The sequence below is a fragment of the Streptomyces sp. NBC_00400 genome (genome assembly GCF_036048035.1).
In the GTDB taxonomy this organism is placed as follows: Bacteria; Actinomycetota; Actinomycetes; order Streptomycetales; family Streptomycetaceae; genus Streptomyces.
Window position 1 is genome coordinate 5,833,393 of the sequence record NZ_CP107940.1, and the last position, 13,848, is coordinate 5,847,240.

The window sequence follows — 13,848 nt, forward strand, 5'->3', positions numbered from 1 at the left end:
GGCCGACTCCGACCCGTCAGGGCGCTATGTCCTCTTTGCGTAGATATTCTGTGAAGTGTGATCGAGTCTGAACGGCCGCGGCTCCGTCGTCGCCGCGGCCGGGGGAGCCTGGTGCGGCTGTCGCCGGTGATCCTCACCGTCGTCATCGCCGGCCTGGCATATGCCACTCCTCCGGAGATGGCCTTCAGCCGCCTCCTGCCCGCGGCGCCGGCCCTCGCCGCCGCTATGTGGCCGGTGCTCCCCACTGTCCTGCTGGGGACGGTCTGTCTCTTTCTGATGATCGGTCTCAGCATCGTGTTCCCCGGTCTGGGGACGTGGTGGACGGCCGCGGGGATCATCGCGGTCACGGTGGCGGCCGCGTACGGAAGCCATGTCCGGCTCCAGCGGGAGCGGACCCTCTTTCAGGTGCGGCTCGTCGCCGACGCGGCGCAGCAGGTGGTGCTGAGCCCGATGCCGCGCCGCTTCGGGAGTGTCGAGATCGAGTCGCTGTATCTCGCGGCCGCGGCGGAGGCCCGTATCGGCGGGGACTTCTACGAGGTGGTCGATACGCGCTTCGGGGTCAGGCTGCTCATCGGTGATGTGCGGGGCAAGGGCCTGCCGGCGGTGGGGGCGGCCGCGGCGATCGTCAATTCCTTCCGCGAGGCGGCCTACGGCGAGGCCGACATGGTCAGCGTCGCGCGCCGGCTGGACGCGAGCAGTACCCGTTACAACGCCGCCTTTCCCCCCGAGGGTCCGATGGAGCGCTTCGCCACGGCCCTTCTTGTCGAGATCCCGCACGACGGCGGGCGTATCGAGATCCTCAACTGCGGACACCCTCCGCCGCTGCTCCGGAACCGCGGGGAACTCCGTGCCCTCGAACCCACCACCCCCTCGCCGCTGCTCAACCTCGCGGAGCTGATCGGCGATCACTACACCATCGACACCTTCGACTTCGCCCCCGGCGACCTGCTGCTTCTCTACACCGACGGGATCGCCGAGGCCCGCGCCCGCGACGGCGGGTTCTTCCCGCTGGCGGCCTGGATGCGCCGACAGCCCCCGACGCCGCCCCACGAGCTGCTGGCGGCTCTTCACCGCGACCTCCTCCGCTACAGCAGAGGACGCCTGGACGACGACATCGCCGCCCTCGCCGTACGCCTGCGGGAACCCTCGGAGTAGGCCCGGCCCGGGGCGCGGCCGGGTGATGCCGCCATCCGGTGTGCTGCCGGTGCCTCCCACGGACGGCTTCGCCATCGATTCCCTGCCGAGCGATCATTCGGAGCGCCTGATGGGCAGCCAAGTCGTCGTCGGGCGTGGCAGAAGCCTGAAAGTCTCTGCTGCGGCATCTCCCGCGGCGCCCGCTGGATCGGGGGGCTGGGCTCTTGTGCCCAGCACCTCCACCTGCCGCTTTACAATTTTGACGAACTGTAATCGGGGCCTGGGGGGCACATGAGCGGGTACTTCAAGGTCGAAGCCGACGATCTCGGTCGTCTGCTGAAAGACCTGCACGACAGTCAGGAGAACATGCGCAAGGCGCTTGCCGCCCTGAAGGACGTGGGGCCGAAGAGCACCGGCGCGGAGACGCTCGACAACGCCTGTGACGAGTTCCATGACAGCTGGGACAACGCCATCAAGAAGATCGCCGACGGCACACAGGCCATCGAGGAGAAGCTGAAGCAGACGAAGAGCAACTACGAGGCGGTCGAACACGCCCTGCGTGACGCCTTCCACAAGGGCTCCAAGTAGCCCCGCAGCGCACGCCCTTCTCGCCTTCCTTCTGCACACAGCTCCCTTCCGCGATCGATTCGTCAGGTTCCCATGAGTAATCAGAACTTCCCCGCGCTCGGCTTCAATCCCGCTCCCGGCCACCTGGAGAGCGTCGACGACCTCACCGGCAAACTCGATACCGCGATGCGCTCCCTGAGCTCCGCTCACTCCGTCCTGCACCGCCTCGGCAGGGGAGCTGGAGTGTGGGAGGGTGAGGCTGCTCGCGCCTTTGCGGGACAGGTCGGAGACCTGCCGAAGTACGTGAGCGACAGCCGCGACGCCATGCGGGACGCCGCCACCCAGCTCAAGTCCTGGCACACCGCGCTGGCGTCGTACCAGCACAAGGGCCGCCAGTACGAGGCGGACGCCGCCGCGGCCAAGAATGAGCAGAAAACCCGCACCGCCGAGCACGACCGGGCGAAGGCGGCCTACAACAGGGCCGCCTCCGACCCTGCCCTGGCCCTCGCCGGGCAGTACTACACCAGCAAGGCGGAACTGGACTCCGCTCAGGGGAAGATCGACGCGGCGAACGACCGCCTGGACAAGGCGAACAACGCGCTCGACCTCACCCAGAAGCGGCTGGACTCCGCGACGGACGAGCTGGAGTCCATCATCAAGAAGGCGGAAGACCTCCTCGGCGACCACCAGGATGAGGCGCGTGGCATAGCCGACCGCATCCGCAAGGCCACCGAAGGCGCTCCCGACCCCGGCTTTTGGGAGGGCCTCGGCGATGCCTTCACCCGCCTCGGCCACAACATCCAGAACTGGTGCACCAAGCACGCCGACCTTCTCAAGTCGATCGGCGACGCGCTCAGTATCGCCTCCAGCATCCTCGGCGTCGCCTCCCTCCTCACGCTGTGGTGCCCACCGCTCTCCGGTGCCCTCGCGCTCGCAGGCGGCGCAATGTCCCTGGGGGCACTGGCTGCGCACGGCGCGGCAAAGCTGGGTGGGGCGGATGTGGGAGTCATGGACCTGGTCGGCGACGGTCTCGGGGTTCTCCCGGTCGGGAAGTTCGGCGCGGCGGCAACGAAGGGGGTGAAGGTCGGCATGAAGGTGACCCGCATCGAGGGACAGGCGGTCAAGTCCATCGACAAGGTGAAGAAGATCGAAGCACTCGAGAATGCGGGCTTCGAAGGGAAAGCACTGCGAGGAAAAGACCTGCTGCGTCGCCCCTACGAAGAGGGGAGCAAAGAATTCGCCGCTAAGGGATTCGGCAATCGCGTCAAGCTCGCATGGACCGACCACGTACAGACCACCGTGGGCGCGGGCATCAAGGAAGCGGGCCTCAGCAAGGGGCTGACCACGTTCATGGAGAGTCGTTTCACTCCGACAGCAGTGAAGGACTCTCTGGGCGCCGCCCTCCGCGCCGACGGCTCCATCGACCCCATATCGTGGTGGAGTCGGGGCCCGCAAGTTGCCCAGCAGGTGCCGGGCATCGCGATCGATACCCACACCGCCCTCACCTCCCCGGGTACGCCCGCCGCCGGGAGGCTCTGATGAGCGGCCTGAACCGCGAGGTGTCGATCGAGTTCGAGACACCCGACGTCTTTCACGAACTCCCGCTGCACCTCCCTGCCGAAGTCCTTGATGCCGCTCTGTGGGAGCTGGCCGAGAAGATATGGCCGGCGGGCACCGAGTTCCAGCGCGAGACCACCGCGCTGGTCTATGCCGACCTCACGGACACTCTGGTGGCCGACGGGGTCATGTACGGCTCACTGGGCCTCTTCGAAACGGAGGACGGGGAGGTCAGTACCGCCAACCTCATCGCCCGTGTGGAGAGCGTCGACGAGGAGGAACCCGCTGTCGTCGTCGCCTCGGTCCAGGAAGAACTGGCACTTCAGGAGCACCGGGACGTTCATCACGTGGACCTGCCGTGCGGCCCCGCCGTGCTCTCCTTCCACTCCACCGAAATCGACGGCGACTCAGCGCTCTCCTCGCTCGCCTTCGCCCATGTGGAGCTGTACGTGCCCTCCTCCGTGCCCGGGTGGCTGGCCGTCCTCTCCCTCTCCACGCCCAGCTTCGCTGAGCTCCCCCGCTACGTCGCTTGGTTGCGGCAGATCGGTGAGACCCTCACCTTCCGCCTCGCGGCGCAGGCCGAAGGGGAGTCCCCCACACCCACCGACATCCGCTCGGTGTTCGGCTAGGAGAAGACCATGGACAGTTCCGCGAAGGTTTCGTTCCACACCACGTACCCCTCGAAGAGTGAGCCCGGCGAATGCGCCTTCCCCCTCAGATGGGTCGTCAGGCCCTATCGGGGCGAGTCATTCGCCTACGCCGCAGCGGGCACGCCCCCGAACTGGGCACTGCCTCCCGGCACCGAACCGCGCTACACCCTGTACCGCACCAAAGACACCTCGGAGCCCATCGTCGTCCTCGTGGCACAGGGGCAACACTTCACGGTCCTGACGCCCGACCACCAGGTCCTGGCCGAACTCCGACTGCCACCACCCGAGCAGACGTGGCGCCGCGTCCATGAGATCGTGCGGCCGAAGCAACCCTTCCTGCGGGCCCGCGGAGCCACCGTCAGGTCGATCATCAAGTCGGTGCTCTGCCTTCCCCTCCTCGTTATCGAGTCCCTCCTCCACTTGACCGACGGTGACTTCATCTTCGACCCTCCGACCCGTACTGCTTGGAAAACCACCCGAGGGGTGTGGAAGCGGACCGCACTCACGCAACGCATAGGTGCGCCCGACTACCGCGTCTACGGCAAACACCTCGACCACCGCATCGCCTACGCCCAGTCAGTGGCAGGCCTCTGGCGCGAGGACGGGGACGACGACCGGTAGGGCCCGATGACCGTGGCGGCCTCGGGGGATGTGGCATCCCATCCCCGTCAGTGGGGGACCAGCCCCGCATGCGCGGGAGCCACACCTCCGGTGGGCCGCGGGTGAGGCAGGGCGCCGGGTCAGGGCCGAGCTGACCTGCTCCACTGCCGAAGGGAGGCACGTCAGCCGGGTACCCCCATGCGCTGTGTGCCGACGACGGACAGGAGTCGTAGGGCCTCTTCAGAGGGGGTGCCGGGGGGTGCGGTGTAGATGAGGAGTTGTTGGTCGCGGTCGGCGATATCGAGGACGTCGCAGTTGACGCTGATGGGGCCGACGAGGGGGTGTGCGAAGGTCTTGCAGGGGGTGGGGCGGGCGGCGATGTCATGGGCTGCCCAGATGTGGGCGAACTCGGCGCTGCCGGCCAGGAGTTCCTGGACCAGGCCGGTCACCTCCGGGTCGGTGGGGTAGCGCGCTGCGGCGGCGCGCAGGTGCTGGGCCGAGGTCCGGGTGAACGCGTCCGCGTCCGAGAGGCCGTACAGACACCGGCCGTGCCGGTGCGGGCCGAGGAAGGCGCGGCGGAGGAGGTTCCGGTCCCGGCGCGGCAGGGCGGAGAAGTCCTCCATCAGGGCGGCGGCCAGGGCGTTCCAGGCGATGACCTCGTACGTCGCCGAGATCACGATCGCCGCGGCGCCCGGCAGCCGGTGCAGCAGATCGATGAGGCTCTGCCGTACCTCACGCGAAGGTCCCGGCGGGGGCAGGGGCGGGGCGCCGGCGAGGTGGTGGAGGTGGTCGCGCTCGGGGTCCGACAGGCGTAGCGCGCGGGCAAGTTGGGTCAGCACCTCGAGGGAGGGGTGGTGGGCGCGGGCCTGCTCCAGTCGCGTGTAGTACTCGGTCGAGAGGAAGGCCAGCTGCGCCACCTCCTCGCGCCGCAGTCCCGGGGTACGGCGGCGCGGCCCGGCGGGCAGCCCCACGTCCGCAGGGGTGATGCGCTCGCGCCTGCTGCGCAGGAAGTCACCCAGCTCTCGTCGTGCTCGTCGATTCACCTGCCAAGTCTGCGGGGTGCCGAGGTGCCCAGCCAGGTACTCCCGGGGCCTGGATGAGCGGGGCGGCCGGACACAGGCTCGTCGGCATGGACAACACACCGATCACGCCGATCTCGTCGACGACACCGGTCTCGCCGACCACGTCGACCACGCCGATCACCTCAAGCCCGCCCTCGGGCCTGCTCGCCGGCAAGGTCGCCTTCATCACCGGTGCCGGTCGCGGCATCGGCGCGGCTGCAGCGCGGCTGTTCGCCCGGGAGGGGGCCAGGGTGCTCCTCGCGGCCCGCACGGAGACGCAGCTCAAGACGGTGACCGAGGAGATCAGGGCGGCCGGCGGCACCGCGGACCATGTGGTGTGCGACCTGGCCGACGGGGCGAGCATCCGTGCCGCCGTCGACCGTGCCGTGGAGCTGTACGGCCGGCTCGACGTGGCCTTCAACAACGGTGCGACGGGTCAGCCGCCCGGCCCGATGGACCAGTTGCCGGAGGCCGATTTCGACCGCGTCTGCGCCGTCAATCTCAAGGGCCCGTGGCTGGCCATGACCGCCGAAATCGCCGCGATACGCGCCACGGCGAAGACCGGGGCCATCGTCAACACCTCCAGCGTCGGCAGTCTGATGGGCAACCCCGAGCTGCCCGCGTACGGCGCGGCGAAGGGGGCGCTCAACAGTCTCACCGCGTCGGCATCCGTCACCTACGGCCCGGAGGGGATCCGCGTCAACGCCATCGCGCCGGGCACCACGCTCACCGAGCTGCTGCAGGACTGGGAGGAGGAGTCCCCGGGCACCATCGCGCAGCTCAACGCCCTGACCCCGCTGGGCCGCGTCGCCGATCCGGACGAGATCGCCCAGGCCGCCGCCTGGCTCCTCAGCGACCGCGCCTCCTACGTCACCGGCGCGGTCCTGCGCGTCGACGGCGGCATGCGGGCCTGAAGCCGGCAAAGGTGGTGAGGTGACGTCCTCTTCCTCTTCCGCATCAGCGTCACTTGATCGCTGGGCCTTTGGGCAGGCGCTGCTGCCGGACGCCGGCACAGCGCGGTCTTGGGTTGGCCGGGTGGTGTTGTGCGTCCAGGTAGGGGTGTTGCGGGGAGGCGGCACGCCGTTGTTCCCCCGCGTGGCCATCATGGGCACCCAGTCCGTCCGGCCGTCAGAGTGCGGGGCGGGAAGGGAAAGGTGATGATGGTGGAGTTGTTCCCGCCGATCCCGTTCGCCGAGTGGCGGGACACCAAAGAGACGCTGCATCGCTTCGCTCAGATCGTGGGGAAGGTCCGGCTGGCTGCCGCTCCGCGGCGCAACCACTGGTGGAACGTGCCGTTCCACCTCACCGGACGCGGAATCACCAGCCGGCCGATGGGGCAGGTCGACGGCAACCCGGTCTTCACGGTCGACTTTGACTTCGTCGGTCATCAGCTGGTCGTCGCGGTGTTGGACGGCCGGTCGTTCTCCTTTCCGCTCGTCGGCCGGTCCGTGGCGTCCTTTTACGACGGGGTCATGGAGTCGCTGGCCGCGCTGGGCGTCCGGGTGGAGCTCGACATCCCCCGGCCGTTCGACCTGCCCGATGCCGGCCGGCCGTTCGCCGAGGACACCGAGCATGCGACCTACGACGCCGGGCATGCCACCCGATACTGGCAGGTGCTCAGCCAGGTGGCAGCGGTGCTGGAGGAGTTCGCCGCGGGCTATGAGGGGAAGGTCAGCCCGGTGCATCACTTCTGGCACACCTTCGACATCGCCCACACCCGGTTCTCCGACCGGCGTATCGACCAGCCAGGGCAGGTCGACCCGGTGACCCGGGAGGCGTACTCCCGGGAGGTCATCAGCTTCGGCTTCTGGTTCGGCGACGACTCCTTCGCCGCGCCCGCGTTCTACTCCTACACCGCTCCGGAGCCCGCCGGCCTGGCCGAGGAGCCGCTGGAGCCCGCGGCGGCACAGTGGGCCGACCGCGGCGGCAGCCACTTGGCGGTGCTGCCGTACGACGAGGCGCGCGCCGCGGCCGATCCCCGTGCCGCCGTGCTCGGCTTCTACGAGAGCGCGTATCAGGCCGGGGCCCGCCGTGCCGGATGGGACCGTGAACGGCTCGCCTGCCCGGGCGGGGTGACGGACCCGTGTCTGCGGGGGGAGGAGACGGGAGGGGCGGCCTCTTGAGGGGCGGGCCCTGTGAGGGGCGGGCCCTGTGAGGGACGCCCCCCGTGAGGGACAGCCCTCTGAGGGACAGCCCCTTGAGGGAACCAGGAGAGATCCCCCGGCTCCCTCAAGGGCCAGGAGGAACCCCTCATAAGGGAGGCAGGGAAGACCCCTTAGATGACCGGGGGGCGGCCCAGCCTCGTCATGCGCCAGACCGTGCGCCAGCGCATCGGCCGCCGTCGTCCGCACGGGGTCCGTACCCCCTCGGCGAATCCCGCGGCCCAGGCGCGCAGGCCCGCCGCCGAGGGGCTGCGGACGGTCGTCAGTGCGGCCCATACGCCGAGGTAGAGCGGCACCAGGAGCGCGGGGAGATGCCGCTTGGCCAGCCAGACGCGGTTTCTGGCGACCATGCGGTGGTAGACGGCGTGCCGGGTGGGCGAGGTGTACGGGTGCTGGAGCACCAGCTCCGGTGCGTAGCGGATGCGCCAGCCGTCGTCCAGGGCCCGCCAGGACAGGTCGGTTTCCTCGTGCGCGTAGAAGAACTCGTCCGGCCAGCCGCCGATTCTGTCCAGCATCGGGACGGACAGCGAGTGCCCGCCGCCGAGGAACGTGGTGACCAGACCGCCGCGTGCCGGGTCGCCGACGCGCAGGCGGGGGACGTGCCGGCGCTGGGTGCGGCCCCGCTCGTCGGCGACGCGGAAGCTCACGACCCCCAACTTCGGGTCGCCGGTGTGCAGTTCCGCCAGCCGGCTGAACACATCCGGGCTGATCAGCAGGCCGTCGTCGTCCAGATCGACCACGAGGTCGAGGTCCCCGAGCTTGCGCAGCTCGTCCAGGGCGACGTTCCGGCCGCCGGCGACTCCCAGGTTGTCGCTCAGCTCGATGCCCACGGCGCCGTGCGGCAGCGGGGGGAGCGGCGAGCCGTTCCCGATGACCACGATGTGGGCCGGCGGGAGGTCCTGCTTGGCGACCGAATCCAGCAGCGCCTGCAGTTCGGCGGGACGGTTTCCCATGGTCAAGATGGCGACGCCTACGCGCAGATGACGCACAGAAGAATGCTCCGTTCTTGGCGGTCCTTTCGCGATGCTAGCCGCCGGGGGAGGCGACTGCGTGCTACGGCACCTCCCCGGCGACATCCCGTCGGACGGCCGTGGGGGAGTTCTTCCGGAGGCCCGCCGGGTCCGGTGGCCGGGTGCTCCGGTGCGGCGCACCATGGAAGGACAGGGGGGTATGCCCGGCTGGCCACCTGGCCAGGTGGCCGGATGACCAGGGGGGTGGACGGAGGAAGCCCTCATGATGGAAGTCAAGACGGTCGACAAGCCGGATGAACGGCGCGACTTTCCCCGGGGCCACCTCGAAGCCCTGCACCTCACCGGACTGGACTTTGCCGTGGCCACGTTTGAGCCCGGCTGGCACTGGACGGAGTCGGTGGGGCCGATCGTCGGGACCGAGAGCTGCGAGGTACACCACAACTGCTACATGGTCCAGGGCCGGATGCGTCTGCGGATGAACGACGGCGCGGAGTGCGAGGTGGGCCCCGGCGATGTGTTCGTCTGTCCGCCCGGTCACGATGCCTGGGTCGTGGGGGACGAACAGGTGATCCTGTACGACTTCGCGGGTGGTATGGCGACCGACTACGCCAAGGCGAAGAGCTAGGGGGCCAGGGGGCCAGGGGGTCCAGGGGCTTCTCCCTTGGGTGGTGGCGAGGGGGCGCCTCGGGGAGAGCCGCGGGTGCTGTGCGAGGCGAGGCGAGGCGGTGCCCCGGGGCGCGCCGGAAGGGGAGATCCGGCGGGTGCGGGGGTGCCCTGGGTACCGTGCCGGAGCCCGGTCGGCGGCGTGGGGTTCGCCACGTGAATGGCGATGTCTAGGAACGCGATCGGTGGGCAGGGGTGCGGAACGGTCCGGCGAGCGGAATACGGCACGGGTTGTGCCCGTTACCGCAGCCGGAGACCGACTGGCAATCGTCGACAGACCGGAAGCAGGGAAACACGCATGAGCACCATCGAGCTCACCAAGGAAAACTTCGACGAAATCGTCTCCGGCAACGATTTCGTCCTCATCGACTTCTGGGCCGAGTGGTGCGGGCCGTGCAAGCAGTTCGGCCCGGTCTTCGAGAAGTCGTCCGAGACGCATGACGACCTGGTCTTCGCCAAGGTCGACACGGAGGCGCAGCCCGAGCTGGCCCAGGCCCTCCAGATCCAGTCCATCCCGACCGTGATGATCGTCCGCGAGAACATCGCGGTCTTCGCCCAGCCGGGCGCACTGCCCGCCGAGGCCCTGGAGGACGTCATCGGCCAGGCCCGCGCACTGGACATGGACGAGGTCCGCGCCTCGGTCACCGAGGCCCAGCAGAACGAGCAGGCCGAGGCCGCCGAGCAGGGACAGCAGGCGCAGGGCTCGTGAGCGACCTCCTTCTGGTCCGGCACGGCGAGACCGAGTGGAGCCGGGACGGCAGGCACACCAGCTGGACCGACCTGCCGCTGACCGCCAACGGTGAGGAGCAGGCCCGCGCACTGCGGCCGCTGCTGTCGGACCGGAAGATCGGGCAGGTGCACGCCAGCCCGATGAAGCGGGCGCTGCGCACCGCCGAGCTGGCGGGCCTCGCCCGCCCGCAGACCGACGCCGACCTGCGGGAATGGGACTACGGCGGCTACGAGGGCATCGCCACCGCCGAGATCCACCGCAGCCGTCCCGGCTGGTATCTGTTCTCCGACGGTGTCCCCGAGGGGCCCGACGGGCACCCCGGGGAGTCACCGGAGCAGGTCGGGGCGCGTGCCGACCGGGTACTGGCGCGGATCGTGCCGCAGCTGGCCGCCGACGAGGGGGATGTGGCGCTGGTGGCGCACGCCCACTTCCTGCGGGTGCTGGCCGCCCGCAGGCTCGGGCTGCCGCCCGGCGCCGGCGGGCTGTTCACGTTCGAGACCGGGGCGGTGGGCATCCTGGGCACGGAGCACGACCGCCCCGCAGTGGTCGCCTGGAACGCCCGGAACCTGTAGCCGCCCGGAGCCTGTAGCCGTCCGGGTCTGTAGCCGTCCGGGGCCGGCGGTGTCTGGAACCTGCAGCGCCCGGAGCCTGTGGCCCCAGAGCCTGCAGTGCCCGGAGCCTGTGACCGCAGAGCCTGCAGTGCCCGGAGCCGGCAGGCTGACCGGCCTGCCCTGCCCTGGCCTGGCCCTGCCCTGGCCCTGCCCGGCGCGTGCGCGTCCTTACGGGTCCATCGGATCGAGGTGCAGGGGCTGTACCTTGCCCTCGATCATGGCGCCGAGCCCCATGACGGCACAGGTGTCGGGGCGGTCCGCGGTGTGCACCGGCATGGTCGTGGCCTGATGGATCATCGGCTCCAGTCCGGGGATCAGCGCGCTGCCGCCCGCGAGCACGATGCCGCGCTCCCCGAGGTCGGCCACCAGATCCGGCGGGCAGCGGCGCAGCACCGACCCGATGGCGTCGAGGATCGCGGTCAGCGGGGTGGTGATGGCGTCCCGGACCCGCTCGGTGTCGACGTGCACGGAGCGCGCCATCCCGCTGACCACATCCCGGCCGTGCACCTCGGTGGAGCCGGGGGTCATGCCGTCGCCGCCGGAGAGGATCAGCTGCAGCGGACGTACCGCCTGCCCCGCCAGCATCAGCTCGTGGTGCAGCCGCAGATGCTGGATCACCGCGTGGTCGATGGCGTTGCCGCCCACCGGAACGGTCTCCGCCGCCACGATCGAACCGAGCGAGAGCACCGCGACCTGCGTGGTTCCCGCACCGCACACCACGATCATGGTGGCCTCGGGCTGCTCCACCGGCAGCCCGGAGCCCACCGCGGCGGCGACCAGGGTGTCGACCAGCTCCACCCGCCGTGCCCCCAGCCCCGTCAGCGTCTCCACGGCCGCCCGCTGGGCCAGCGGCTCGCTGCCGTACGGGAGGCAGACCGCGGCCCGCGTCGTGGGGCGGCGCCGCCAAGTCTTGCGCAGCTTGTCGCCGACCAGGGTGCGCAGCAGCCGCTGGGCCATGTCGATGTCGACGATGGTGCCGTGGGAGACCGGGCGCACCACCCGGATGTAGTCGGGGGTGCGCCCGTCCATCACCTCGGCCTGGGCGCCCACGGCCAGCAGTGCCCCGGTACGGGTGTTGATGGCGGCGACGGTCGGTTCATCGACGACCAGCCCCTGGTTTTTCACATACACCCTGGTCCGGGCCGCTCCGAGGTCGACGGCAGCCGAGCACCGCCGCAATTGGGCGAGGCTGATGGTCATGGGTGATTCCTCCCCGACGGGCCGGTATGGGCGAAAGCGCTCGTGCGTCCTGTTCGCAGGGACCGCTCGTGCGCCATCCTCCGGTCGCGCGCGGCCGCCCGCCCGCTGGAAAGGTCCGCTCGGGGGACGGGCGGAGGACGGACCGGGGTCGGTTAGGGCGAAGGAGTGAGGTCGCGGCCGTCGGCCGGTGTGGCGGGGGCCGAACCGGTCAGCCGCTGGTACAGCCCCCAGGTGAATTCCGCGACGATGTCCTGGGGTGTGCCGTCGGGACCGGGGGCGGTGCAGGCCAGCTGCCGGCGGGTGGGGGCGCTGCCCTCCCTCGGACGGGCCGGTGCGAAGGCCCGGGCGACCTCGTCGACCGTGCACGACCAGGGCGTCAGATCCTCGGTCGTCCGCAGGTCAGGGGCCCTGGCGCCGGGTGCCCGGACGAGCCAGGCGTTCCAGACGGCGCCCCGGGCGCCGGTGAGGACTTCGAAGTGCAGATCGGGCCAGAGCGGAACGCTCCAGGCCAGGGCCTCGCAGGTCAGGTCGCCGATACGGCGGGTGGTGACGGTCTCGGGGGTGCCGAGCAGCGCACGATACGGCTGGACGCCGCCGCGCGCCCGCGGGGCGTGCATCCGTGCCTGCCAGCGGCGGTTGGCCTCCCGCATATCGGCGCGGGAGGCCCGCAGGGTGCGCAGGGCGTCCTCGACCAGGCCGGGGTGGTGGTCGGCCATCCGGCGCAGCAGGACGAGCTGGAAGGCGACCGGTCCGGGCAGGCCGGAGGGGGCTCCGGAGCCGGCGGGCGGGTCGGTGTCAGCGGTGCCGTTCATGAGGGCCATGGTCGCGGACGGCGGGCGATCCGGGGGCGCCGGGACGGGGGCCGTCGACGAGCGCCGCCATGCCGTCCAGCAGACGGGCCAGCCCGAACTCGAAGAGCGAGTCCTGATTCACCACGTCCTCACCTATCGCCGAGGCCCCCGCGTACATGGGGTAGGAGCCCGAGGTGAGGATCCCCTCGAACGCCGGCTCCATCGTGGCCATCCACTGCTCCTGGTCCATGCCGGTTTCCTGCTCGGCCTCCAGGTCGTCCTCGAAGCCGGCGGCGGTGGACAGCACGAAGCCCAGCAGCGTCAGCGCCATGTGGATCAGCGTCACCGGGTCCATCCCCCGGACCCGTGCCATGGTCCACTCGATGAGCGCCATCGCCCGCGGCATCGGCTGCGGCCGGGTGATCGACAGGTACTGCGCCAGCCAGGGGTGCCGCCGGTAGAGCTCCCACTGCAGCCGTGCGCCCGCCGCCATCCGTGCGCGCCAGTCGTCCGGCGCGGGTTCGGGCAGCTCGACGTCGAGGAACGCGGCGTCCGCCATCAGCAGCACCAGCTCGTCCTTGCCGGCCACATGACGGTAGAGCGCCATCGAGGACACCCCGAACTCGGCGGCGACCCGGCGCATCGACAGCGCCCGCAGCCCCTCGGCATCGGCGACCTTGATCCCGGCCCGTACAACTTTCTCGCGGCTGAGCCCGCTGTCCGTCTCGCGCGGCCGCCGCTCCCGCGCAGGCTCGCTGCGGGCGGTCCGCTGCGGCTCGGCCACGACCGTGCCCACCCCCGGTACGACCCGTACACATCCCTCCTGGCGCAGCGTCGTCAGCACCTTGGTGGCGGTGGCCATCGCCACGCCCCACTCCTGGGTGATCCGCCGGGTCGAGGGCACCCGGTCGCCCGGTGTCAGCTCGCCGGTGGCGATACGGCGCCGGATCGCGTCGGCGATCTTGCGGTAGGGCGGTGGGGGTGACTGCTCCACGGGGGGACCTCCGTACTAGTGCACCAGGAGAATTCAGGGTAGCGCTGTGGGGCGTGAGGGGAGCGACGCGTACTCCACCAGGGCAGTGCACCAGGGCGGGTGCACTAGTGTGACGCATCACTAACTCCCTTGTCGGGGCTACTGTTTGCACCGTAAG

Annotated in this window: 15 protein-coding genes; 10 read left to right on the top strand and 5 right to left on the bottom strand. The window is 70.4% G+C overall.

The genetic code is table 11. From position 1 onward, the window contains the following. The first annotated feature begins 57 nt into the window (after positions 1-57). The 5 genes from OHS81_RS25495 (at position 58) to OHS81_RS25515 (ending at position 4,529) form a co-directional block, all read left to right on the top strand. Positions 58-1,155, top strand: a complete 1,098-nt coding sequence (locus tag OHS81_RS25495) for a PP2C family protein-serine/threonine phosphatase (RefSeq protein ID WP_328386978.1) — start codon at positions 58-60, stop codon at positions 1,153-1,155. 270 nt (positions 1,156-1,425) lie between these two features. After that, positions 1,426-1,722 carry a type VII secretion target gene (locus OHS81_RS25500; protein WP_328386979.1) on the top strand — a complete coding sequence of 99 codons (297 nt, stop codon included), beginning with the start codon at positions 1,426-1,428 and terminating at the stop codon, positions 1,720-1,722. 72 nt (positions 1,723-1,794) lie between these two features. Then, positions 1,795-3,240 (top strand): putative T7SS-secreted protein, encoded by a 1,446-nt coding sequence (locus tag OHS81_RS25505; RefSeq protein ID WP_328386980.1) that lies wholly within the window; start codon positions 1,795-1,797, stop codon positions 3,238-3,240. Beyond that, positions 3,240-3,887: a hypothetical protein gene (locus tag OHS81_RS25510; protein ID WP_328386981.1), complete on the top strand. Its 648-nt coding sequence runs from the start codon at positions 3,240-3,242 to the stop codon at positions 3,885-3,887. Before OHS81_RS25505 ends, OHS81_RS25510 begins: the two co-directional genes overlap by 1 nt. 9 nt (positions 3,888-3,896) lie before the next feature. After that, complete coding sequence (locus tag OHS81_RS25515; protein ID WP_328386982.1) at positions 3,897-4,529, top strand: hypothetical protein; 633 nt, start codon at positions 3,897-3,899, stop codon at positions 4,527-4,529. Between the two features lie 161 nt (positions 4,530-4,690). Here the strand turns inward: OHS81_RS25515 and OHS81_RS25520 are convergent, their stop codons facing one another. Further along, complete coding sequence (locus OHS81_RS25520) at positions 4,691-5,551, bottom strand: helix-turn-helix transcriptional regulator (protein ID WP_328386983.1); 861 nt, start codon at positions 5,549-5,551, stop codon at positions 4,691-4,693. Between the two features lie 86 nt (positions 5,552-5,637). On the opposite strand from OHS81_RS25520, the gene OHS81_RS25525 reads away from it, so the two are divergent. Both OHS81_RS25525 and OHS81_RS25530 read left to right on the top strand, forming a co-directional pair. Then, positions 5,638-6,483: an SDR family NAD(P)-dependent oxidoreductase gene (locus OHS81_RS25525; protein ID WP_328386984.1), complete on the top strand. Its 846-nt coding sequence runs from the start codon at positions 5,638-5,640 to the stop codon at positions 6,481-6,483. A gap of 249 nt (positions 6,484-6,732) precedes the next feature. After that, positions 6,733-7,692, top strand: a complete 960-nt coding sequence (locus OHS81_RS25530; protein WP_328391421.1) for a DUF5996 family protein — start codon at positions 6,733-6,735, stop codon at positions 7,690-7,692. 152 nt (positions 7,693-7,844) lie between these two features. Here OHS81_RS25530 and OHS81_RS25535 read toward each other — a convergent pair whose 3' ends face one another. Beyond that, positions 7,845-8,720, bottom strand: coding sequence for a glycosyltransferase family 2 protein (locus OHS81_RS25535; RefSeq protein WP_328386985.1), 876 nt, complete (start codon positions 8,718-8,720; stop codon positions 7,845-7,847). A 244-nt stretch (positions 8,721-8,964) separates the two neighbouring features. Between OHS81_RS25535 and OHS81_RS25540 the strand changes: the two genes are divergently transcribed. From OHS81_RS25540 to OHS81_RS25550, 3 genes are all read left to right on the top strand, one after another. Then, positions 8,965-9,327, top strand: a complete 363-nt coding sequence (locus OHS81_RS25540; protein ID WP_328386986.1) for a cupin domain-containing protein — start codon at positions 8,965-8,967, stop codon at positions 9,325-9,327. A 336-nt stretch (positions 9,328-9,663) separates the two neighbouring features. After that, complete coding sequence (trxA, locus tag OHS81_RS25545; protein WP_328386987.1) at positions 9,664-10,074, top strand: thioredoxin; 411 nt, start codon at positions 9,664-9,666, stop codon at positions 10,072-10,074. Beyond that, entirely contained in the window at positions 10,071-10,667 is a 597-nt protein-coding gene (locus OHS81_RS25550) for a histidine phosphatase family protein (RefSeq protein ID WP_328386988.1), read from the top strand. The genes trxA and OHS81_RS25550 overlap by 4 nt, the downstream gene beginning before the upstream one ends. 207 nt (positions 10,668-10,874) lie before the next feature. Here OHS81_RS25550 and OHS81_RS25555 read toward each other — a convergent pair whose 3' ends face one another. The 3 genes from OHS81_RS25555 to OHS81_RS25565 form a co-directional block, all read right to left on the bottom strand. Next, complete coding sequence (locus tag OHS81_RS25555; protein WP_328386989.1) at positions 10,875-11,906, bottom strand: rod shape-determining protein; 1,032 nt, start codon at positions 11,904-11,906, stop codon at positions 10,875-10,877. A gap of 152 nt (positions 11,907-12,058) precedes the next feature. Beyond that, the gene (locus tag OHS81_RS25560; protein ID WP_328386990.1) at positions 12,059-12,718 is read right to left on the bottom strand and encodes a hypothetical protein; all 660 of its coding nucleotides are present in this window, start codon (positions 12,716-12,718) and stop codon (positions 12,059-12,061) included. Then, a complete protein-coding gene (locus OHS81_RS25565) occupies positions 12,702-13,691 on the bottom strand; it encodes a TetR/AcrR family transcriptional regulator C-terminal domain-containing protein (RefSeq protein WP_328386991.1) in 990 nt (329 codons plus the stop codon). Before OHS81_RS25565 ends, OHS81_RS25560 begins: the two co-directional genes overlap by 17 nt. Between the last annotated feature and the right edge of the window lie 157 nt (positions 13,692-13,848).